The organism is Modestobacter versicolor (genome assembly GCF_014195485.1).
Classification (GTDB): Bacteria; Actinomycetota; Actinomycetes; order Mycobacteriales; family Geodermatophilaceae; genus Modestobacter; species Modestobacter versicolor.
On record NZ_JACIBU010000001.1, the window covers coordinates 3,741,453 to 3,763,414 of the forward strand.

Consider the following 21,962-nt stretch of genomic DNA (forward strand, 5'->3'; position numbering starts at 1 on the left):
ATAGACAGTGCTCGGTCCAGACAGGTCGGCCTGCGGTCCAGGACGGGACGAGCTCCCGTCCGCTCACCCCCGGGAGACCTGGGTGTCCTCTGACCGCCCGCACCCCCTGCACCCGCTGCCGCCCGTCGGTCGCACCTTCGTCGGGGGCTTCGAGAGCACCCACCACCCGGCCGCCGGGGTCGACGCGCTGGAGGTGACCGGTTTCGGCGACGCCGACCTGGACCACCTGGTCGGCAGCGGCGTGCGGCACCTGCGCTTCCCGCTGCGCTGGCCGCGGATCGAGCGCTCGCCGGGGGTCTTCGACTGGACCGAGACCGACCGGGCGCTGGAGGGCCTGCGCGACCGGGGCACGGTGCCGATCGTCGACCTGGTGCACCACACCAGCTACCCGGGCTGGCTCGTCGACGGCTTCCGCGACCCGCGGTTCGGCCCCGCCTTCCTGCGGTACGCCGAGGCGGTCGCGCACCGCTACCCGTGGCTGCCGGCGTACACGCTGTTCAACGAGCCGTTCGCGACGCTCTTCCTGGCCGGTCACGAGGCGCTCTGGCCGCCCTACGACCGGGGCATCGACGGGTTCCGCCGCCTGCTGCTGTCGGTGCTGCCGTGGCTGTCGGCGGCCGCGGCCTGCTGGCGGGAGCTGCTGCCCGAGGCGCACCACGTCTGGGTGGACACCGCCGAGCACCACACCGGCACCGGTCCGGGCGTGCAGCACGCCGAGCTCGCCAACGACCGCCGGCACGTGGCGCTGGACCTGGCACTGGGGCACGACCTGGACCCCGCCCGGCCCTTCCTCGGGCGGCTGCTCGCCGACGGCGGGGAGGCACTGCTGGACCTCCCGCCGCTGCGGGTCGACCTGCTGGGGCTGGACTACTACAGCCACTCGGAGTGGCACTACGACGAGCGCGGCAGCCACGCGCCCTCCCCCGAGTCGATCGGGCTGGCCGCGGTCGCCGAGCAGTACGCCGACCGGTACCGGCTGCCGCTCATGCTGTCGGAGACCAACGTCCGCGGCCTGCCCACGGACCGGACCTCGTGGCTGCGGTACACCCTCGAGCAGTACGAGCTGGCCCTGTCCCGGGGCGTGCCGCTGCACGGCTACTGCTGGTTCCCGACGGTCGACTCGGCCGACTGGGACTCGCTGCTGGCCCGCGCGGCCGGCCGGGTCGACCCGGTGGGCGTCGTGTCGATCGCCCCCGACGGCTCCCGGCAGCGCACGGCCTTCACCGACGCCTGGGAGCAGGCGGCCGCCGGCGTCCCCGTCGCCGACCTGCCCGCCTGGCGGTTCCAGCCACCCTGCGACGCCGACCTGGCGGGCCTCCTGCCGTCGCTGACCCACTGGCCCTGGCAGGACCCCGACCCGCAGCAGGCGGTCTCCGCCGTCCGCGTCGACCTGCCCGCCCGCCCCGTCGCCCGAACCCTGGAGGAAGCCGTGCCCGCAGCCGAGCCCGACCTCGTCGTGCTGTCCCACCTCCGCTGGCCCTGGGTGTGGCAGCGACCGCAGCACGTCGTCTCCCGGCTGGCCCGGCAGCGGGCGGCCGGCGGGGCCCGGACCTGGTTCGTCGAGGAGCCCGTGACCGGCGACGTGGCGGCCCCGGAGCTGGGCAGCGAGGACGTCGACGGCGTCACCCGGGTCTGGCTGGTGCTGCCGCGGTCGGTGGTGACCGCCCGCGACGGGCACGTCGGCTTCGACTCCCCCGCCGCCGCCGGGTACGGCGACCTGCTCGCCGAGCACCTCCGGGCAGCCGGCCGGTCGGCCGGTCCGGACGTCTGGCTGTACACGCCGATGGCGCTGGACGTCGCGCAGCCGCTGGAACCCGGCCGGCTGGTCTACGACGTGATGGACGACCTGGCGTCCTTCGCCCACGCACCGGCCGGCCTGGTGCTCCGGCAGCGCCGGCTGCTGTCCGACGCCGACGTGGTGTTCACCGGGGGGCCGTCCCTGCACCGGGGCGTGCTGCCGCTGCGCCGTGACCGCGTCCACCTGTTCCGCAGCGGGGTGGAGACCGGGCACTACGCGGCGAGCCGGCGGCTGCACCGGCCGCACGACCGGCCGGTGGCCGGCTACGTCGGGGTGATCGACGAGCGGCTCGACCTCACGCTGCTGGGGGAGCTGGCGGCCGCGCTGCCGGACTGGACCATCCGGGTCGTCGGGCCGGTGGCCAAGATCGACCCGGCGCAGCTCCCGCAGGCCGGCAACCTGGAGTACCCGGGCCTGGTCGCCTACGCCGACCTGCCGGAGGTGATGGCCGGCTTCGACGTCGCGCTGATGCCCTTCGCGCTCAACGAGGCGACCCGGTCGATCAGCCCGACGAAGACGCTGGAGTACCTCGCGGCCGGGCTGCCGGTCGTCTCGACCCGGGTCACGGACGTCGTCGACGACTACGCCGAGGTGGTGCACCTGGCCGACGACGGCGCGGGCTTCGCCGCTGCCTGCCGGGCCGTGCTCGAGGACGACCTCGGAGCTCGCGACCGCCGCGCGCAACCGCTCCAGGCGCGCCAGGAGTGGGACGCCATCGCTGCGGAGATGGCCCGGCTGATCGAGGACCCCGGCGCCGGCGTCTCCCAGCTGCGCACCGAGGAGCCGGCGTGAGCGGCTGGCGGTCCCAGCTGCGACCGACCCCGCTGGCCCAGGCGCTCGAGCAGGCGCACACCTACGCCGTCGGCGCCGCGGCCGCCGGCCTGCAAGACGCCGGCCTCGGCCCCGTGCGGCTCACCGGCACGGCGGTGCCGGTGCTCGCCGAGGCCGCCGTCACCTCCGCCACCCCGTTCGTCCGCGCCCCCCTGCTCTCCCGGCTCTCCCGGATCCGGCTGCTCCACCCGCCGGCCGGCGTCGACGGCCGGTGCCCGTCCTGCTCCGCCGCTGCCCCGTGCCCGACCGCTGAGGAGCTCGACTCATGACCCGCACCCCGAACACCGTCCGCCGTCCGGCCGGTCCCGGCGCCACGACGGAGCCCCGGCTGGCCGAGCAGCTCGCCGCAGCCGACCTGGTCGTCGTCGGCTCCGGGTTCTACGGCCTGACCGTGGCCGAGCGGGTGGCCAGCCAGCTGGGCCGGCGGGTCGTCGTGCTGGAACGCCGCTCGCACCTGGGTGGCAACGCCTGGTCCGAGCGGGAGCCGGAGACCGGCATCGAGGTGCACCGCTACGGGGCCCACCTGTTCCACACGTCCAACCAGCGGGTCTGGGACCACGTCCGGCAGTTCACCGAGTTCACCGGGTACCAGCACCGGGTCTTCTCGGTGAGCAAGGGGCAGACCTACCCGATGCCGATCAACCTCGGCACGATCAACCAGTTCTTCGGCCGGCACCTGGGGCCGGAGCAGGCCCGGGCGCTGGTGCGCGAGCACGCCGCGGAGATCGACCCCGACCAGGTGACCAACTTGGAGGACAAGGCGATCTCGCTGATCGGGCGACCGCTCTACGAGGCCTTCGTCCGCGGCTACACCGAGAAGCAGTGGCAGACCGACCCCCGCGAGCTGCCCGCCGAGGTGATCAGCCGGCTGCCGGTGCGCTACACCTTCGACAACCGCTACTTCAGCGACCGCTACGAGGGCCTGCCGGTCGACGGGTACGCCGCGTGGCTGCAGCGGCTGGCCACCCACGCCCTGGTCGACGTCGTCACCGACGTGGACTTCTTCGACGTCCGGGCTCTCGTCCCGGCCGGGGTCCCGGTCGTCTACACCGGTCCGCTGGACCGGTACTTCGACTTCGGTGAGGGCCGGCTGTCCTGGCGGACGTTGGACTTCGAGCAGGAGGTGCTGCCGATCGGGGACTTCCAGGGCTGCCCGGTGATGAACTACGCCGACCCCGACGTGCCGTGGACCCGGATCCACGAGTTCCGGCACTTCCACCCGGAACGCGAGCACCCCGCCGACCGCACCGTCGTCGTCCGGGAGTACTCCCGCTCCGCCGAGGCGGCGGACGAGCCGTACTACCCGGTCAACACCGCGGCGGACCGCGCCGTGCTGGCCCGCTACCGCGAGCGTGCGGCGGCCGAGCCGGACGTGTACTTCGGCGGACGGCTGGGGACCTACCAGTACCTGGACATGCACATGGCGATCGCCTCGGCGCTGACGACGGTGGACAACGTCCTCACGCCCCGGCTGACCCGGACGGCGGTGGTCGCGGTCCAGGCATGACGGCGCGAGGGCGCGTCGCTGGGTCGCGCAGTGCAACGGCTGGGCGGGTGAGGGCAGGCCTGTCATCCTTGGAGCCGCTACACGTTGTGCACGATCGAGCCGCCGACTGCCGAGAAGGGAACCGTGTCCTCCTTCAGCGCCCGCATCGACCTGCCGCCGACGGTCACCAGCGTCCCGCTGGCCCGGCGTCTGGTGCGCGACGTGCTGCGCACCTGGGACGCGCCGCACGACCGCGAGGACGCCGAGCTGCTGGTGACCGAGCTGGTGGCCAACGTCGTGGACCACGTCGGCGGCGACGTGCTGACCCTCGAGCTGACCCTCGGCGGCGCCTGGTTGCGGATCGGCGTCGTGGACGGTTCGGCGATCCGGCCGATCGTGCGGGAGATGTCGCACGAGCAGGAGCGCGGCCGCGGCATGCGGATGGTGGCCCGGATCGCCGACCGCTGGGGTGCCGAGGACCACGACGGTGGCAAGCGGGTCTGGTTCGAGCTCTCGCCCGCTGCGGTCGGCGAGCCCGGCTGACCGGCTGGTTTGCCGCCGGTGCGCGGCGGGGACGGTCGGGGGGACAGCGACCGATCGACGAAGGAGTCGTCGCATGAGCGAGAACACGAACTTCACCCAGGCCGGCGAGGGGCTCTCCGACGAGGAGATGGTCGAGGTCGTCGCCGGCCAGACCGACAGCGCGTCCGAGAACGCCGACGAGGCCGGCAAGGACTGGAACGGCGAGGCCGCCGAGGCCCCCCAGCCCGACGCCGCGACCGACCCGACCGCCTGACCGCCTGACCGCGACGCCGTCCGCCCTCCCGGGCCGGGACGGCGTCGCGCAGGGCGCCCGAGGTGCCCCGGCTTCCGCCACACGGGGTACCGAGTGTCCGCGATCACATCGTCTGTCACAGTCTCCGGTGTCACCGTCGACGCAGGCAGGAGAGCGCATGAGCATCCTCGGTACCCGGGTGGTCCGCACGGAGGACCCGCTGTTCCTCACGCTGGGGGCGACCTACACCGACGACCTGGTCGACCACCGCCTCACCGGCGCGGTGCACGTGACGTTCGTCCGGTCGCAGGTCGCCCACGGTCGCCTCCTCTCGGTCGACGTCTCGGCCGCCCGCGAGGCGCCCGGGGTCGTGGCGGCCTACACCGCCGCGGACGTCGACCTCGAGCCGATCCCCGCCGGGCTCCCGATGGTCCCGGAGGCGATGCGCCGGCAGTGGCTGGCCACCGACACCGTCCGCTTCGTGGGCGACATCGTCGCCGTCGTCCTCACCGAGGAGCGCTACCAGGGCGAGGACGCCGCCGAGCAGGTCGTGGTGGACGTCGACGTGCTGCCCGCCGTGGTCGGCACGGCGCAGGCGGCCCGCGACGAGGTGCTGCTGTTCCCCGAGGCCGGCACCAACGTGATGGCCTCCTTCGGGGCGCCGGCGCCCAGCGACTTCTTCGACGGCTGCGAGGTCGTCGTCACCCAGCGGCTGGTCAACCAGCGGGTCGCCCCGGTGCCCCTGGAGACCCGGGCCACCGCCGCCGCCTGGGGCGAGGACGGCCGGGTCACCATCTGGTGCACCAACCAGGGCGCCCAGCAGGCGAAGACCCAGATCGCCGGCTGGCTGGGGCTCGACGAGTCGCTCGTCCACCTGGTCACGCCGGACGTCGGTGGCGGCTTCGGGGCGAAGATCGGTGCCGACCCGGAGTACGCCTTCGTCGCCTGGCTGGCCCGCAAGGTCGGCCGGCCCACCCGGTGGACGGAGAACCGCTCCGAGAACATGCTCGGGATGCTGCACGGGCGCGGGCAGGACCAGGTCGTCACCATCGGCGGCCGGCGGGACGGCACGGTCGAGGCGTACAGCCTCGTCGTCGACCAGGACGCCGGCGCGTACCCGCGGGTCGGCGTCATCCTCCCGACGCTGACCATGCTGATGGCCCCAGCGGTGTACGGCTTCCCCAAGATCCACGCGCAGGCCCGGGTGCTCGCGACCAACGCCACCTCGATCGGGGCCTACCGCGGCGCCGGCCGCCCGGAGGCGACCGCGGCCGTCGAGCGGGCGATCGACCTGTTCGCCGCCGAGATCGGCATGGACCCGGCCGAGGTGCGCCGGAAGAACCTGCTGGAGCCCTTCGACACCCCGCACACCACCCCCACCGGCGCCGTCTACGACTCCGGCGACTACGTCGTGGCGCTGGACCGGGTGCTGGAGGCCGCCGGCTACCCGGAGCTGCGGGCCGAGCAGGCAGCCCGGCGGGAGCGCGGCGACGCCCGTCAGCTGGGCATCGGGCTGGCCGTCTACGTCGAGGTCACCGGGGCCGACACCGGCCTCGGTGCGGCCGAGTCGGCCGAGCTCGAGGTGCACCCCGACGGCACGGCGACGGTCCTCACCGGCACCTCCCCGCACGGCCAGGGGCACGCCACCACCTGGGCGATGCTGGCCAGCGACCAGCTGGGCATCCCGGTGGAGAAGATCACCGTGGTCCACGGCGACACCGACCGCATCCCCCGCGGCGGCGGCACGATGGGCTCGCGCAGCCTCCAGCAGGGCGGCGCCGCGGTGCACCAGGCGGCGGTCGAGCTGATCGACCTGGCCAAGCAGCGGGCGGCCGAGGTGCTGGAGGTCGACCCGGCCGACCTCGAGGTCGACCTGGCGTCGGCCGGCCTGCAGGTGCGCGGCACCCCGGGCTCCGGGGTGACCTTCGCCCAGCTGGCCGGGTCCGAGCCGCTGGTGGTGCAGACCCGGTTCACCGCCGGCGGGGCGACGTTCCCGTTCGGTGCCCACGTGGTCGTCGTCGAGGTCGACGTCGAGTCGGGCAAGGCGGAGGTGGTGCGGATCATCGCCGTCGACGACGCCGGCACGATCGTCAACCCGCTCCTCGCGGAGGGGCAGCGGCACGGTGGCATCGCCCAGGGCGTCGCGCAGGCGCTGCTCGAGGAGGTCCTCTACGACTCCGACGGCAACCCGCAGACCTCGACGCTGGCCGACTACCCGTTCGTCTCGGCGACGGAGCTGCCGAGCTTCGAGCTGGTCGACATGGCCACCCCGACCCCGATGAACCCGCTCGGCGCCAAGGGCATCGGGGAGGCCGGCACGATCGGCGCCACCCCCGCGGTGCAGAACGCGGTCGTCGACGCCGTGGCACACCTCGGCGTCCGGCACGTCGACATGCCGTGCACGCCCATGCGGGTGTGGCGGGCCGTCCAGGAAGCACAGCAGGGAGGCAGCAGCTCATGAAGGTGTCGATCACGGTCAACGGCGAGCAGCGGACCGACGAGGTGGAGCCGCGGCTGCTGCTCGCCCACTACCTGCGGGAGACCTGCGGCCTGCGGGCCACCAACGTCGGCTGCGACACCACCTCGTGCGGCGCCTGCACGGTCGTCGTCGACGGCCTGTCGGTGAAGTCGTGCACGGTGCTGGCGGTCGCCACCGACGGCTCCCAGGTCACCACGCTGGAGGGGCTGGCCGGCCCGGACGGCGAGCTGCACCCCATGCAGGCCGCCTTCCGCGCCGAGCACGGCCTGCAGTGCGGCTTCTGCACGCCGGGCATGGTGATGGCCGCGATCGGGGTGCTCGCCGACAACCCCGACCCGACCGACCGGGAGGTCCGCGAGGGCCTGGAGGGCAACCTCTGCCGGTGCACCGGCTACCACAACATCGTCCGGGCGGTCCGCACCGCGGCCCAGGCCGGCCCGGCCGCCGGCCAGGTCCCCCAGGCGCAGGAGGTCGAAGCATGATCCCGGCGCCGTTCGACTACGTGAAGGTGACCTCGGTCGAGGAGGCGCTGGAGGCGCTGGCCGAGCACGGTGAGGACGCCAAGCTGCTGGCCGGCGGGCACTCGCTGCTGCCGATCATGAAGCTGCGGCTGGCGGTGCCGACCGCGCTGATCGACATCAGCGGCATCTCCGAGCTGTCCTACGTCCGGGTCGAGGGTGACGAGGTGGCCATCGGCGCCACCACCCGGCACCACGAGCTGGAGCGCTCGGCGGTGGCCCTCGCCGAGGTGCCGTTGCTGCCGCACGTCGCCGGCCGGGTCGGCGACCCGCAGGTGCGGCACCGGGGCACCCTCGGGGGCACCGTGGCGCACAGCGACCCCGCCTCCGACCTGCCCACCGCACTGCTCGCGCTCGGCGGCACCGTCGTCGTCCAGGGGCCGGCCGGTCGCCGGGAGATCCCGGTGACCGAGTTCTGGCTGGGCTTCTTCGAGACGGCGCTGTCACCCGACGAGCTGGTCGTCGAGATCCGGGTGCCGCGCACCGGTGCGGCCGGGTGGGGGTACGAGAAGTTCACCCGCCGGGAGAACGACTGGCCGATCGTCGCCGCAGCCGCGGTGCAGGGCCGGGTGGCGCTGGCCAACATGGCCGGGGCCGTCGTCCGGGCCAGCGCGACCGAGGCGGCGCTGGCCGGCGGTGCCTCGATCGCCGACGCCGCCGCACTGGCCGACGAGGGCACCTCGCCGAACTCGGACATGCACGCCGACGCCGACTACCGCCGTCACCTGGCCCGGCTGCTCACCCGCCGAGCCCTGGAGAAGGCCGCCGCCTGAAGAAGGACCCCCTGCCCCCCACCGCTCGCAAGCTCGCGGCGGCCCCTGCAGGGGGGCCGAGAACCGAAGATGGCCATCTCGGGGGCCCATGAGGCCCCGGAGATGGCCATCTCTGGGTCGAGGGGGTCCTTCGTCAGCCGGCGGGGGTGAGCATCCCGGCGCCGACGGTGGCGTTGGTCGCCTCGTCGATGAGGATGAACCGGCCGGTCACCCGGTTGCGGTGGTAGTCGTCGACGAACAGCGGCTGGGTGGTGCGCAGCCGCACCCGGCCGATGTCGTTGAGGCCGAGGCTCGGGGCGTCGGGCTCCCGGTGCAGGGTGTTGACGTCCAGCCGGTACTGCAGCTCCTTCACCATGGCGCGCACCGTGCGGGTGGTGTGCTTGACCGCCAGCCGCATCCGGGGCACCAGCGGGGTGTCGGCCATCCAGCAGACCAGCGCGTCGAGGTCCTGGGTGACGTGCGGGGCGTTGTGCGGCCGGCAGATCAGATCGCCGCGGGAGACGTCGAGGTCGTCGGCGAGCCGCACGGTGACCGACATGGGCGGGAAGGCGGCGTCCACCGGGCCGTCCGGGCCGTCGATCGCGGCGACCGTCGTCGTCAGGCCGCTGGGCAGCACCTGCACCTCGTCGCCGGGCCGGAGCACGCCGGCGGCCACCCGGCCGGCGTAGCCGCGGTAGTCGTGGAAGGCGTCGGACTGCGGCCGGATCACGTACTGCACCGGGAACCGGGTGTCGACCAGGTTGCGATCGCTGGCCACGTGCACGTGCTCGAGGTGGTGCAGCAGGGAGGCGCCCTGGTACCAGGGCATGTTCGCCGAGCGGGTCACCACGTTGTCGCCCTGCAGCGCCGCGATGGGCACCACGGTGAGGTCGGGGACGTCGAGCTTGGCGGCGAAGGCGGAGAACTCGTCGCGGATGCCCTCGTAGACCTCCTCCGACCAGTCGACGAGGTCCATCTTGTTGACCGCCACCACCAGGTGCGGCACCCGCAGCAGCGACGCCAGGAAGGCGTGCCGGCGGCTCTGCTCGACCATGCCCTTGCGGGCGTCGACCAGCACGATCGCCAGGTCGGCGGTGGAGGCGCCGGTGACCATGTTCCGGGTGTACTGCACGTGCCCCGGGGTGTCGGCGAGGATGAACGTGCGCCGCGGGGTGGTGAAGTACCGGTAGGCCACGTCGATGGTGATGCCCTGCTCGCGCTCGGCCCGCAGCCCGTCGGTGAGCAGCGCCAGGTCGACGTAGTCGCCCTTGCTGGCCCGCTCGATGGCGGCGTACTGGTCCTCGAACACGGCCTTGCTGTCGAACAGCAGCCGGCCGATCAGGGTGCTCTTGCCGTCGTCGACCGAGCCGGCGGTGGCGATCCGCAGGATGTCCTTGCGGGCGTGCGCGATCTCCGCGGCGGCCTCGGCGGCTGCGGAGTGGACGTCGATGGGGGCGGCCATCAGAAGTACCCCTCCTTCTTGCGGTCCTCCATGGCGGCGTCGCTGACCTTGTCGTCGCCGCGGGTGGCGCCGCGCTCGGTCAGCCGGGTCACCGCGATCTCGGCGATGACCTCCTCGACGTTGGTCGCCGTCGAGCGGACGGCGGCGGTCAGGTTGGCGTCGCCGACGGTGCGGTACCGGACGCTCTCCCGCAGCACCTGCTCGCCGTCGCGGGGCGTGATGAACTCGTTGACCGCGTAGAGCATCCCCTGCCGGTCGACGACGTCGCGCTCCCTGGCCAGGTAGAGCTGCGGGATCGCGATCTCCTCCTGGGCGATGTAGCCCCAGATGTCCAGCTCGGTCCAGTTGGACAGCGGGAACACCCGGATCGACTCGCCGAGGTGGGTGCGGCCGTTGTAGAGGTCCCAGAGCTCGGGGCGCTGGTTCTTCGGGTCCCACTGGCCGAACTCGTCGCGGAAGGAGAACACCCGCTCCTTGGCCCGCGCCTTGTCCTCGTCGCGCCGCGCACCACCGAAGAGTGCGGTGAAGCCGTGCTGCTCGACGGCGTCCAGCAGCACCGGGGTCTGGATCCGGTTGCGCGAGCCGTTGGGCTCCTCGCGCACCGTGCCGGCGGCGATGGCGTCCGGTACCGACGCGACGACCAGGTCCACGCCCAGCTCGGCGACCCGCTTGTCGCGGAACTCCAGCACCTCGGGGAAGTTCAGCCCGGTGTCGACGTGCATCACCGGGAACGGGATGCGGGCCGGGGCGAAGGCCTTGCGGGCGAGCTCCAGCATCACGATGGAGTCCTTGCCGCCGGAGAAGAGCAGCACCGGCCGCTCGGACTCGGCGGCCACCTCGCGCAGCACGTGGATGGACTCGGCCTCCAGCGTCTGCAGCTGGGTGAGCCGGTGGTCGGCGGTGGTCACGCTGGAGGCTCCCGGGTGTCGGGGACGACGGCAGGTGCCGCCGGACGGCGACGTGTTCGAGCGGGGCAACCCGATCGAGGTGGTGCGGATTCCCCGCACCAGTGTCCGTCATGGCCCCCCGGCCGCCGTCGTGCGGTCGGTCACGTCCCGCCCGTGGGGGGTCAGACCGGCTCGGGCGCGGGGGCGGCCGGACCCGAGCGGGGCAGCCGGACGGCGAAGGTCGACCCCTCGCCCGGGGCGGTGGTGAGGTCGACCCGACCGCCGTGCGCCGCGACCAGGGAGGCGACGATGGACAGGCCCAGCCCGGTGCCCCCGGCGGCGCGGGTGCGCGAGGCGTCGGCCCGGTAGAAGCGCTCGAAGACCCGGTCCGCGTCGCCGGGGGCCAGCCCCGGGCCCTCGTCGCGCACCGCGAGCACCACCACGTCCGGGTCCGCCGGGTCCTCCGACAGCGTGACCGTCACCTTCGCCTCGACCGGGGTGTGCGTGAGCGCGTTGGTGACCAGGTTGCCGATGACCTGGCGCAGCCGGGCCTCGTCGCCCTGGACGACGGGGGCGTCGCTCAGCGACTCGTCCAGCCGCAGGGTCACCGGCCGGTCGGGCTGCACCGCCCGGGCGTCGTGGACGGCGTCCCCGGCCAGCTCGGCCAGGTCGACCGGGCCCAGGGTGAGCGGCCGCTGCTGGTCCAGCCGGGCCAGCTGCAGCAGGTCCTCGACGAGCAGCCCCATCCGGGTCGCCTCGGCCTCGATCCGGGACAGGACCCGGCCGGTGTCCTCCGCCCCGCGCACCGCGCCCTGCCGGTGCAGCTCGGCGAACCCGCGGATGGAGGTGAGCGGGGTGCGCAGCTCGTGGCTGGCGTCGGCGACGAACCGCCGCATCCGCGCCTCGGAGGCCACGGCCTGCTCCTCGGAGGCCTGCTGGGCGCGGAAGGAGCTCTCGATCCGCCCGAGCATCCCGTTCAGGGCCCCGGAGAGCCGGCCGACCTCGGTGCGCTCGTCGCCGGCGGGCACGCGGCGGGAGAGGTCGCCGGCCGCGATCGCCTGCGCGGTGACCTCGACCTCCTGCAGCGGGCGCAGGCTGTTGCGCACCAGCAGGTAGCCGGCCAGCCCCATCGCGGCCAGCACGAGCAGACCGATCACCAGCTGGATGCGCACCAGCCGGGTCACCACGGCCTTGTCCTCGCCCAGGTCGCTGCCGACCACGATGGCGAGGTCCGCGCTGACCGGGGCGACGACCAGCCGCCAGGTCGTGCTGCCGTCCCGGGACCGGACGGTGAAGGTCCGCTGCCCGTAGTCCGCGGCGTTGCCGGCGTCCATCTCCGACAGGTCCGGCAGCGAGGTGTAGGTGCCCCGGACGGCGTACTGGCGGACCACCCCGCTGGCCCCCAGGCACGCCAGGTAGGAGCCGGGGATGGCGATGCGGGGCTGGGTGCAGGCGACGGCCAGCGTGGCGGGGTCCTGCTCGGCCACCTCGGTGATCGCCTCGCGCAGCTGCCGGTCCTGCTGGTCGAGCAGGTAGCCCCGCAGCAGCGAGGTGGCCGCGAAGCCGGTGGCGGCCAGCGCGACGGTCACCAGCAGCACGAGCAGCGCGACCAGGGTGACCCGCAGCGGCACCCGGGAGCCGGGCCGGGCCGGGCCGGGGTCCGCGGCGACCGGCTCCGCGGTGACCGGGTCCGCGACGACCTCGTGCTCGGGTGCGGGGGGCGGTGCGAGCGCGGGGTCGACCGGCGGTGGCGCCGTCGTCACGTGCCGCGGGGCAGGCGCAGGGAGTACCCCACGCCGCGCAGGGTGTGCAGCAGCCGCGGTTCGGTCGTGTCGACCTTGCGGCGCAGGTAGGAGATGTAGGACTCGACGACGTTGGCCTCGCCGTTGAAGTCGTAGTTCCACACGTGGTCGAGGATCTGCGCCTTGGAGAGCACCCGCCCGGCGTTGGTCATGAGGTAGCGCAGCAGCTTGAACTCGGTGGGCGAGAGGCTGACCAGCTTCCCGGCCTTGAGGACCTCGTGCGACTCCTCGTCCAGCTCGATGTCGGCGAAGGTCAGCCGGGGGGCCTCGGCGGCGCGCTGCACGCCCTGGCTGCGGCGCAGCACCGCCCGGATCCGGGCCAGCACCTCGTCCAGGCTGAACGGCTTGGTGACGTAGTCGTCGCCGCCGAGGGTCAGCCCGGTCACCTTGTCCTCCGCGGCGTCGCGGGCGGTGAGGAAGAGCACCGGGGTGTGCGTGCCGTTCTGCCGCAGCCGCCGGACGACGCCGAAGCCGTCGAGCCCGGGCATCATCACGTCGAGCACCAGCAGGTCGGGGCGGAACTGCTCGGCGATGGCGAGCGCCTGCTGGCCGTCGGGCGCGGTGGCGACCTCGAAGCCGGCGTAGCGCAGGCTGGCCGACAGCAGCTCGCGGATGTTCGGCTCGTCGTCGACCACGAGCAGGCGCGCCTCGGGCTTCACGCCCGGCGCCGCGGAGCTGGCCACGACCCCTCCCGATGGACCCTGTGCGGCCGTCGTCGTCATGCCGTCAGGCTGCGACGTCCGGCTGCAGCTGGCCTGGACGCTACCTGTGAGGACGCTGGACGTGGGTCACCCCGACCCCGGTGCTGTCAGCCGGCGGGCGACATGGCCCGGCCGCGGCGCCAGTACCCGATCGCGTGGTGCTGGGCCCGGCGCAACCCCCAGCGGCCGCGCAGGTCGGCGCGCACGGCGCGGACGGCGGCGGACTCCGCCCCCACCCAGGCGAACAGGTCCTCGCCGTCCGGGCGGGGGAGGGCGGCGATCGCGTCGGCCAGCAGGTCGGCGTCCGGCGCGGCCGCCGAGCGGTGCAGCCAGCGGACCTCCACCCCGGGCGGGGCGGCCAGCGGCTGCTCCTCCTCCGGCCCGGCGACCTCGAGCAGTGCGACCCCGCGGGTCTGCGCACCGGCGGCGGCGAGGATCCGGCTGATCGCCGGGATCGCGGTCTCGTCGCCGGCCAGCAGCAGCCAGCCCGCCGGCGCGTCGCCCAGCGGCGCCGAGCTGGCCACCCCGAGGACGGCACCGGGGGCGGCAGCGGCGGCCCACGTCGCGGCCGGGCCGTCGCCGTGCAGCACGAAGTCGATGTCCAGCTCGCCGGCGGCGGGGTCCTGGCGGCGGGACGTGTAGCTGCGCAGCGCCACCCCGTGGCTGCCCTGCGGCCAGACGATGCGCCCGTCGCGGGCCACCTGCGGCCAGCGGGGGGCGAGGTCGCCGACCCGGGGCACCAGCAGCGCGAGCGTCGGCCCCGCCGCGGCGACCACGGGTGCCGGGGCGGTGAGGGTGACCCGCCGGACGGCGGGGGTGACGTCGCGGACGGCGGTCACGGTCAGCACGTCGACCGGGCGGACGTCGGGCGCGTCGGCGGGGGCGTGCTCGGTCGGCTCCACGAGGGCCCAGCGTAACGAGGCCGACCCGGCCGGCCCCGGGGGAATGGGGCCAGCCGGGCCGGCGTCTCAGGACGGGTTGCTCACGCAGCGTTGTCAGACCATCGCTCTGGTCAGGTCGCTCGACGTGCTTCCCCCGTGCAGTGAGCACGCTACGTGACGACCTGCCCGCCGGTACAGCACGTCCGGTGGAACTCAACCCGAACGGGTGACGACGGCCTTGCCAGGCGGCACCCGTCCGGTCGATGTGTGCGGCCCGTCCGCCCCGGGCAGGCAGGGCGGACGGACGACGAGGGAGGACCCCGCGATGGCGCAGGAGTTCAGCAAGGGCGACCACGTGAGCTGGAAGAGCCACGGCGGCGAGGCCGAGGGCACGGTCCAGAAGAAGATCACGGAGGAGACCGAGGCGGCCGGCCGGACGGTCAAGGCCAGCGCCGACGAGCCGCAGTACGAGGTGAAGAGCGAGAAGAGCGGTGGCACCGCCGTCCACAAGCCCGGCGCGCTCCACAAGGACTGAGCCGCACCCCCGAGGAGGAGGACCGATGAGCGAGACCGACGACACCTTCGCCGGCACGTCTGCCCGGAGCACGAAGCACTCGGCGCGCGAGGACGACGCGCTGGCCCACGAGGTCGAGGGGATGATCCGCTCCGGCCGCTCGACGCACGCCGAGGAGTGGAACGACCCGGAACCCACGGCGGAGGGGGAGCCCGACGTCGACTCCTCGCCGGCGGACACCCTGACCGGCGGCGTGCCGGTGGGCATGACCCCCGACGCGGTCGTCGCCCGGGCGGAGCTGGCGCGCTGGCTCGACCGGGCCGACTTCCCCAGCACCGGGCCCGACCTCGTCGAGGCCGCCCGCGACCACCGGGCCCCGGACGCCGTGGCCGACGAGCTGTCCCGGCTGCCGGACGGGCAGGTCTTCGAGCGGATCGGCGACGTGGTCCGCGCGCTCGGCTACCCGACCGAGACCTGAGTCCGCTGCCCTCCGACCGGCGCCGTCCCCGCGGGGACGGCGCCGGTCGTGCGTTCAGCGGCCGTCGGCGCCGGCCTCGGCCTCCTCCTCGGCGATCTCCTCCGCCCCGCGACGGCGGAACAGCCGGGACCCGGGGAAGCCCTTCACCACCTGGCGCATGTCCTGCACCGTGTCCAGCAGGGCGTGCACGTCCGGCGCGACGTCCCCGAGGGTCACCAGCACCGGGAGCACGTCCTCGTCCAGGTGCACGACCAGCTTCGGCATCCGGTCCATCAGCGTGATCAGCGCCTGCACCTCCTCCTCGTCCAACTGCGCGACGAAGCGGTTCAGGACGGGGGCCAGCACGGTGAGCGCCGGGCGGTAGTCGTCGAGCAGCGGCTGCACGGAGCCGAGCATCGCCTCGGCCCGGCCGAGGGTGCCGTCGGCGGCGGACGCCGTCCCGCCCACGGCCGCCACCAGCCGGTCCGCGGCGTCGTTGGTGCTCCCGATCCGCGCGACCGCCGCGTCGGCGGCCGCCTGGGTGCCCCCGATGGCGTCGATGGCCTCGTCGGCCCTGCTCTGGGTGACCCCGATGGCGTCGATGGCCTCGTCGGCCCTGCTCTGGGTGACCCCGATGCCGTCGATCGCCTCGTCGGCCCGGGTCTGGGTGCGGCCGATCGACGCGATGGCCTCGTCGGCGGCGGCCTGGGTGCGGCCGATCGACTCGATCGCCCCGTCGGCTCGGGCCCGGGTGGCCTCGACGGCGGTGATCGCGTCGTCCGCCGCCGCCTGGGTCCCCTTGATCCGCTCCATCGCCTCGTCGGCGTGGGCGCGGGTCACCTCGATGCCGGCGACGGCCACCTCGGCGCGGTCGGCGATCCGCTCCACCCGGTCGACCAGCGTCGACACCAGGCTGAGCAGCCGCTCGACCTCGCCGACGGCCCCCACCACCCGGGGCAGCAGGGCCAGCGCCTCGGCGACGCCGTCCCGCAGGCCGCCGGCCGCGGAGAGCACGTCGGATGGACCGGGGAAGGGCAGCTTCACCCGCCCGACGCTACGGTCCGGCGCCCGCCGCTGCCGGTCGAGACCGGTCAGGTGCCCCGCGCGAGGCTGCCGCCCGCCCGCGCGCCCGACCCTCCGTGAGCGCGTGCACCCGTATCGTGGACACCTCCGTGGTCGACGGGCTCTGCCCGGCCGCGGGTGACCAGACGAGCAGCCCGGACAGGGTGCTCCAGGACCACGACGACGGGATCATCGACCGGTGGCGGACGAGCCGACGCGGCGCGGGGGCGACGACGGCACCCCCGGCGCTCCGCTGACCGTGGCCGAGCTGCTCGCCCGGTCCGGTGCCCCGGTCTCCCGCCGCCGGGCCGAGCGCCGCGAGACGGCGGAGGCCACCGGCCGCCAGCAGCCGGTCGGCGAGGACGGCCGCCCGGTGGACCAGCGCCCACCGCTGCGTGGCGGCGTCCGGCGGGACCCGGCGGGGCAGCCGGCCACCGGGTCGTCCCCGGTGCTGCCCACCGGATGGCAGCCGGCCATGCCGGCGCCGCAGACCGGGGCACCGGCCGAGCCGCCCGCCCGCCGCCCGGGGAACCCGCGCCCGTCCTCCCCGATGGCCCAGCCGCCGTGGCCGCACCCGCCGGCGTCCCAGCCGCGCACGCCCCCGCCGCCCGCTGCAGGACCGGCGGCGCCCAGCACCCCGGCCGCGAGTGCGCCGCCGTCCGCGCCGCCGGCCGCCAGCACGCCGCCGTCCGCGCCGCCGGCCGCCCGGCCGGCCCTCGGCACGGCCCCGCCCGCCGGCGCGACGCCGCCGGTCAGCACCCCGCCGCGGGAGCAGTCCCCGGCGGGCCCGCCGCCGGTGCCGCCGCGCCCGGCGGCGCCCGCCGCGGCCCCGCCTGCCACCCCGCCTACCACCCCGCCTGCCACTCCGCCTGCCGCCACCCCGGCCGCGGCCGGCCCTGCCGAGGCCGCTCCGGTGCGGACACCGGTGGCGGCGCCCGCGCCGCGGATCGTCCAGCCGCGATCGGTCACGCCCGCACCGTCGACCCCCGCCCGGCCGTCGGCCCAGCCGACCCCGCCGGGCGGCACGCCGGTGCCGCCGCCCTACGCCTCGGTCCCGGTGCCCGGCGTGCGGCGCAGCGGCCCGCTGCCGCCCATCCCGGGCCGTGACCTCCCGCTCCCGCACCCCGGTGAGGCCGGCAAGCGCCCCGCGCCGGTCCGCGCCCCGGTCAGCCCGGCCCGGCGGCGGCTCACCCGGGTGGCGCTCGCGCTGGTGGCCCTGCTCGGCCTGGTGGCCGCCTACTACGTGGGCCTCTACTTCTACGTGGACCGGTCGATCGACCGGGTCGACGCGCTGGTCGTCGACGGCCCGGAGGTGCTGGCCCCGCAGCTGCAGGAGGGCTCGCAGACCTACCTGGTCGTCGGCACCGGGCTGCCCGGCCGCACCGGCCCGGCGGCGGTCAGCACGCTGATCGCGCACGTGTCCGGCGAGGGCGAGCAGGCGGTGCTGGTCACGGTGCCGCCGACGGCGCTCAGCGACACCCCCACCTGCCGGGACAGCGACGGCGACGTCCGGCCGGCGGTCACCGAGCCCTTCGCCGCCGCGCTGCTCGACGGCGGGCCGTCCTGCCTGGTCCGCTCGGTGCAGCAGCTCACCGGCCTGAGGGTCGACCACTACCTCGCCCTCGACCTCGACCGGCTGCCCGGCATGGTCGACGCGCTCGGCGAGGTGCCGGTCTGCCTGACCGCCGACTCCGCGGGCACCGCCTCCCGGCTCGCCCTGCCGGCGGGGGAGCACCAGCTCGCCGGCTCCGACGTCACCGGCTTCCTGCAGGGCACCGGCGACGACGTCACCGGCGCGGGCATGGCGGAGCGCGAGCAGCTGGTGCTCACCTCGACGCTCGGCACCGCGCTGGCCGGCGGCACCCTCGCCGACCCGCTGACCCTGACCCGCTTCCTGACCCGCGCCGGCGACGCGTTCACCCTGGACGCCGAGACGACGCTGGGCGACGTCCGCGCGCTCGGGGCGACCCTGGGCGACCTGTCCGGCGACGCGGTGGAGCGCGGCGCGGTCCCGGTGGCCCAGGTCGGGTACCTGCCGGCGGGCAGCGACCAGGCGGCGGTCGTGGTCGACGCGACCGCCACCCGCGAGCTGTTCGACGCGGTGATCGACGGCGGGCGGCTGCCCGCCGCCGCCGTGGTCGAGGCGCCGGCCGCCCCGGAGACCGCGCCCGACGCCTCCGCCGGCACCGCGCCCGCCGACTCCCTGCCCGCGCCCGCGACCACCGACCCGGTGCCCGAGGGCACCGTGGTGACCATCGAGCCGGCCGGGGTCACCGTCGACGTGCTGGACGCCACCGGTGGCGGCCGGGTCGCCGAGGTCGCCGACGGGCTGGCGGCCCAGGGCTTCCAGGTGCGCGCCCGCGGGGTCGAGCCCGGGGCGGTCGACCGCACCGTCGTCCGGTACGGGCCCGCGTCCCTCGAGGTGGCCCGCACGGTCGCCGCCGCCGTTCCCGGGTCGGTGCTGCTGGAGACCGACGCGGTCGGCAGCTCCGTGCAGCTGGTGGTCGGCCCGGACTACACCGCGCTGGCCCCGGTGGCCCTCGGCACGCCGGTACCGACGACGGCGGCCCCGGCCCCCGTCGATGGGGAGGCCGGGGCCGCGTCGTCCTGCGGGTGAGCGTGGCCCTGGGCGCCAGGGCCCGCGATCACCCGAAGCGGCCGGAGATGTAGTCCTCGGTGGCCTTCTCGTCCGGGTTGCTGAAGATCTTCTCGGTCGGGTTGAACTCGATCAGCCGGCCGGGCTGGCCCACGCCGTTGAGGTTGAAGAACCCGGTCGACTCGCTGACCCGGGCGGCCTGCTGCATGTTGTGCGTGACGATGACGATGGTGAACCGCTCCTTGAGCTCGGTCATCAGGTCCTCGATGGCCAGCGTGGAGATCGGGTCCAGCGCGGAGCACGGCTCGTCCATCAGCAGCACGTCGGGCTCGACGGCGATGGCGCGGGCGATGCAGAGCCGCTGCTGCTGGCCACCGGACAGGCCCGAGCCGGGCCGGTCGAGGCGGTCCTTGACCTCGTTCCAGAGGTTGGCACCCCGCAGCGACCGCTCGACGAGCTCGTCGGTCTCCGCCTTGCGCATGCGCTTGCTGTTGAGCCGGTTGCCCGCGATGACGTTGTCGTAGATCGACATCGTCGGGAACGGGTTGGGCCGCTGGAAGACCATGCCGATCGACCGGCGGACGTCGACCGGGTCGACGTCGGCGCCGTAGAGGTCCTGGCCGTCCATGACGACCTTGCCCTCCACGCGGGCACCCGGGAGCACCTCGTGCATCCGGTTCAGCGAGCGCAGGAAGGTCGACTTCCCGCAGCCCGAAGGCCCGATCAGGGCGGTGATGCTCCGCGGCTCGATGGAGACGTTGACGCCCTCCACCGCCAGGAAGTTGCCGTAGTAGATGTTGAGGTCGGAGACCTCGATGCGCTTGGCCACGCGATGTCCTCCTGGTCGGTCCGGTCAGCGACCGGTCTTGGGAGCGAAGAAACGGCTGATCAGGCGGGCGACGACGTTGAGCGCCATGACCAGGATGATGAGGACGAGCGCTGCCGTCCAGGCCCGGTCGATGAACGCCTGGGTCGCGGTGCCCGGCTGGGTGAGCTGGAAGTAGGCGAACACCGGCAGGGTCGCCATCCGCCCGTCGAAGGGGTTGAGGTTGGTGCCGGTGATCAGGCCGACGGTCACCAGCAGCGGTGCGGTCTCGCCGACGACGCGGGCGACCGACAGGGTGATGCCGGTGCCCAGGCCGGCGATGGCGGTGGGCAGGACGACCTTGACGACGGTGCGCCACTTGGGGATGCCCAGGGCGTAGCTGGCCTCGCGCAGCTCGTTCGGGACCAGCTTCAGCACCTCCTCGCAGGAGCGGACGACCACGGGGATCATCAGCACCGAGAGCGCGACGGCGCCCATGACCCCGAGCCGGACCGAGTTGCCGAAGACCAGCGTGAAGAGCGCGAAGGAGAACAGGCCGGCCACGATCGACGGGATGCCGGTCATCACGTCGACGAAGAAGGTGATCGCCTTCTTCAGCCGGCCGGTGCCGTACTCGACGAGGTAGATGGCGGTCAGCAGACCGATCGGCACCGAGATGATCGTGGCCAGGGCGGTGATGATGACCGTGCCGAGGATGGCGTGGTACGCCCCACCACCCTCACCGACCACCCGGTACATCGAGTTGGTGAAGAAGGCGCCGTCCAGCCGCGGCAGGCCGTTGTCCAGCACCGTGTAGACCAGCGAGAGCAGCGGCACCATGGCGATCAGGAAGGCCGTGGTCACCAGGCTGGTCACGAGCCGGTCGGTGGCCTTGCGCCGGCCCTCGATCGAGCGGGAGACCAGGTAGACCGCGAGCGTGCCGAGCACGACGCCGTAGACCACGGCGAGCACGAGGCTGAACCCGGTCAGCGCGGACAGCAGCCCACCGACGACCAGGCCGCCGAGGAAGAGGCCGCTGGCGGCGAACCGGGGGAGCCGGCGCTGGGTGCGCACCGGGCCGTCGGTGTCGGCGCGGTGCGCGCCGGCCGGGGCGAGGGGGGTCTCGGTGCTCATCAGTTGGCTCCGGAGAAGTCGGCGCGCCGGTTGACGACCCAGCGGGCGAGCATGTTGACGGCGAGCGTGATGAGGAACAGCGCCAGCCCGCTGGCGATCAGCGTGTTGACGTCGATGCCGGTGGCCTCGGGGAACGACAGCGCGATGTTCGAGGCGATCGTCGAGGGGTTCGAGTTGCTGATCAGGTTGACCGTCGCGCCGGCGCCGCCGGACAGGATGATCGCCACGGCCATCGTCTCGCCCAGGGCGCGGCCCAGGCCGAGCATGGCGCCGGCGATGATGCCGGACTTGCCGTAGGGCAGCACCGCCATCTTGATCATCTCCCAGCGGGTGGCGCCGAGGGCCAGGGCGGCCTCGCGGTGCAGCGCCGGCGCCTGGCTGAACACCTCCCGCGAGATGGCCGAGATGATCGGCAGGATCATCACCGCCAGCACGATCCCGACCGTCAGCATCGTGCGGCCGCTGGTGGAGGCGGGGCCGGCGAAGAAGGGGATGAAGCCGAGGGTGTCGGCGAGCCAGGTGTGGAAGGGCACCAGCTCGGGCGCGAGCACCGCCAGGCCCCAGAAGCCGTAGACGACGCTGGGGATCGCGGCCAGCAGGTCGATGACGTAGCCCATCGGGGCGGCGATCCGGCGGGGCGCGTAGTAGGTGATGTAGAGCGCGATGGCGACGGCCAGCGGCGTGGCGACGATCAGCGCGATCACCGCGCCCAGCAGCGTGCCCAGGATGAGGGGGCCGACGTAGCCGGCCAGGCCCTCACCGCCGGGGATCTCGTCCGACGGTGCGGTGAGGGCGGGCAGCGCCTCGCTGATCAGGAACGCGGCGACGCCGGCCAGGACCAGCAGGATGAAGATGCCGGAGCCCTTGGCGGCGCCGGAGAAGATGCGGTCACCCGGCCTGCGGACGGTGCGCTGCTGCGCCGGTGGTTCGGTCGGGGCCTTCGTGGCGGTCACCGCTGCTCCGTGGGGGTCGTTCGTTGGTTGCGGGTGCCCGGGTCCGGGCGGTGCGATGGCCCGGGACGT

20 protein-coding genes are annotated in these 21,962 nt (G+C 74.5%); 11 read left to right on the plus strand and 9 right to left on the minus strand.

What is annotated here, in order from left to right; all coding sequences use genetic code 11:
- Positions 1 to 82: 82 nt before the first annotated feature.
- The 8 genes from FHX36_RS24040 to FHX36_RS18310 all read left to right on the plus strand — a co-directional run bounded on the left by FHX36_RS24040 (position 83) and on the right by FHX36_RS18310 (position 8,660).
- Positions 83 to 2,590: a glycosyltransferase gene (locus FHX36_RS24040; RefSeq protein WP_110551921.1), complete on the plus strand. Its 2,508-nt coding sequence runs from the start codon at positions 83 to 85 to the stop codon at positions 2,588 to 2,590.
- Positions 2,587 to 2,898 carry a hypothetical protein gene (locus FHX36_RS18280; RefSeq protein WP_110551920.1) on the plus strand — a complete coding sequence of 104 codons (312 nt, stop codon included), beginning with the start codon at positions 2,587 to 2,589 and terminating at the stop codon, positions 2,896 to 2,898. Before FHX36_RS24040 ends, FHX36_RS18280 begins: the two co-directional genes overlap by 4 nt.
- Entirely contained in the window at positions 2,895 to 4,136 is a 1,242-nt protein-coding gene (gene glf, locus FHX36_RS18285) for a UDP-galactopyranose mutase (protein WP_110551919.1), read from the plus strand. The genes FHX36_RS18280 and glf overlap by 4 nt, the downstream gene beginning before the upstream one ends.
- A gap of 123 nt (positions 4,137 to 4,259) precedes the next feature.
- A complete protein-coding gene (locus tag FHX36_RS18290; protein WP_110551918.1) occupies positions 4,260 to 4,658 on the plus strand; it encodes an ATP-binding protein in 399 nt (132 codons plus the stop codon).
- 73 nt (positions 4,659 to 4,731) lie between these two features.
- Positions 4,732 to 4,911, plus strand: coding sequence for a hypothetical protein (locus FHX36_RS18295; RefSeq protein WP_110551917.1), 180 nt, complete (start codon positions 4,732 to 4,734; stop codon positions 4,909 to 4,911).
- A gap of 157 nt (positions 4,912 to 5,068) precedes the next feature.
- Positions 5,069 to 7,351, plus strand: coding sequence for a xanthine dehydrogenase family protein molybdopterin-binding subunit (locus FHX36_RS18300; RefSeq protein ID WP_110551916.1), 2,283 nt, complete (start codon positions 5,069 to 5,071; stop codon positions 7,349 to 7,351).
- Positions 7,348 to 7,851: a (2Fe-2S)-binding protein gene (locus FHX36_RS18305; RefSeq protein ID WP_110551915.1), complete on the plus strand. Its 504-nt coding sequence runs from the start codon at positions 7,348 to 7,350 to the stop codon at positions 7,849 to 7,851. Before FHX36_RS18300 ends, FHX36_RS18305 begins: the two co-directional genes overlap by 4 nt.
- Positions 7,848 to 8,660 (plus strand): FAD binding domain-containing protein, encoded by an 813-nt coding sequence (locus FHX36_RS18310; RefSeq protein ID WP_110551914.1) that lies wholly within the window; start codon positions 7,848 to 7,850, stop codon positions 8,658 to 8,660. The genes FHX36_RS18305 and FHX36_RS18310 overlap by 4 nt, the downstream gene beginning before the upstream one ends.
- 133 nt (positions 8,661 to 8,793) lie before the next feature.
- On the opposite strand, the gene FHX36_RS18315 is transcribed toward FHX36_RS18310, so the two are convergent.
- From FHX36_RS18315 to FHX36_RS18335, 5 genes are all read right to left on the minus strand, one after another.
- A complete protein-coding gene (locus FHX36_RS18315; RefSeq protein WP_110551913.1) occupies positions 8,794 to 10,101 on the minus strand; it encodes a sulfate adenylyltransferase subunit 1 in 1,308 nt (435 codons plus the stop codon).
- Positions 10,101 to 11,009, minus strand: a complete 909-nt coding sequence (gene cysD, locus FHX36_RS18320; protein WP_110551912.1) for a sulfate adenylyltransferase subunit CysD — start codon at positions 11,007 to 11,009, stop codon at positions 10,101 to 10,103. The genes FHX36_RS18315 and cysD overlap by 1 nt, the downstream gene beginning before the upstream one ends.
- A 161-nt stretch (positions 11,010 to 11,170) precedes the next feature.
- Positions 11,171 to 12,751 carry a sensor histidine kinase gene (locus FHX36_RS18325; RefSeq protein ID WP_258372678.1) on the minus strand — a complete coding sequence of 527 codons (1,581 nt, stop codon included), beginning with the start codon at positions 12,749 to 12,751 and terminating at the stop codon, positions 11,171 to 11,173.
- Positions 12,748 to 13,473 carry a response regulator transcription factor gene (locus FHX36_RS18330; protein ID WP_110551911.1) on the minus strand — a complete coding sequence of 242 codons (726 nt, stop codon included), beginning with the start codon at positions 13,471 to 13,473 and terminating at the stop codon, positions 12,748 to 12,750. Before FHX36_RS18330 ends, FHX36_RS18325 begins: the two co-directional genes overlap by 4 nt.
- A gap of 125 nt (positions 13,474 to 13,598) precedes the next feature.
- Positions 13,599 to 14,393: an SIP domain-containing protein gene (locus FHX36_RS18335; protein ID WP_183513984.1), complete on the minus strand. Its 795-nt coding sequence runs from the start codon at positions 14,391 to 14,393 to the stop codon at positions 13,599 to 13,601.
- Positions 14,394 to 14,697: 304 nt separating this feature from the next.
- On the opposite strand from FHX36_RS18335, the gene FHX36_RS18340 reads away from it, so the two are divergent.
- Positions 14,698 to 14,907 (plus strand): hypervirulence associated TUDOR domain-containing protein, encoded by a 210-nt coding sequence (locus tag FHX36_RS18340; protein ID WP_110554295.1) that lies wholly within the window; start codon positions 14,698 to 14,700, stop codon positions 14,905 to 14,907.
- Between the two features lie 25 nt (positions 14,908 to 14,932).
- Positions 14,933 to 15,364, plus strand: coding sequence for a DUF2795 domain-containing protein (locus FHX36_RS18345; protein WP_110554296.1), 432 nt, complete (start codon positions 14,933 to 14,935; stop codon positions 15,362 to 15,364).
- 54 nt (positions 15,365 to 15,418) lie between these two features.
- Here the strand turns inward: FHX36_RS18345 and FHX36_RS18350 are convergent, their stop codons facing one another.
- A complete protein-coding gene (locus tag FHX36_RS18350; RefSeq protein ID WP_110554297.1) occupies positions 15,419 to 16,387 on the minus strand; it encodes a hypothetical protein in 969 nt (322 codons plus the stop codon).
- 217 nt (positions 16,388 to 16,604) lie between these two features.
- On the opposite strand from FHX36_RS18350, the gene FHX36_RS18355 reads away from it, so the two are divergent.
- A complete protein-coding gene (locus FHX36_RS18355; RefSeq protein WP_343056659.1) occupies positions 16,605 to 19,022 on the plus strand; it encodes an LCP family protein in 2,418 nt (805 codons plus the stop codon).
- 28 nt (positions 19,023 to 19,050) lie between these two features.
- Here FHX36_RS18355 and pstB read toward each other — a convergent pair whose 3' ends face one another.
- From pstB to pstC, 3 genes are read right to left on the minus strand one after another with little or no spacing between them, the layout of a single operon-like run.
- Positions 19,051 to 19,830: a phosphate ABC transporter ATP-binding protein PstB gene (gene pstB / locus FHX36_RS18360; protein ID WP_110553570.1), complete on the minus strand. Its 780-nt coding sequence runs from the start codon at positions 19,828 to 19,830 to the stop codon at positions 19,051 to 19,053.
- Between the two features lie 24 nt (positions 19,831 to 19,854).
- Positions 19,855 to 20,940: a phosphate ABC transporter permease PstA gene (gene pstA / locus FHX36_RS18365; protein WP_110553571.1), complete on the minus strand. Its 1,086-nt coding sequence runs from the start codon at positions 20,938 to 20,940 to the stop codon at positions 19,855 to 19,857.
- Positions 20,940 to 21,893: a phosphate ABC transporter permease subunit PstC gene (gene pstC, locus FHX36_RS18370; protein ID WP_110553573.1), complete on the minus strand. Its 954-nt coding sequence runs from the start codon at positions 21,891 to 21,893 to the stop codon at positions 20,940 to 20,942. The genes pstA and pstC overlap by 1 nt, the downstream gene beginning before the upstream one ends.
- Between the last annotated feature and the right edge of the window lie 69 nt (positions 21,894 to 21,962).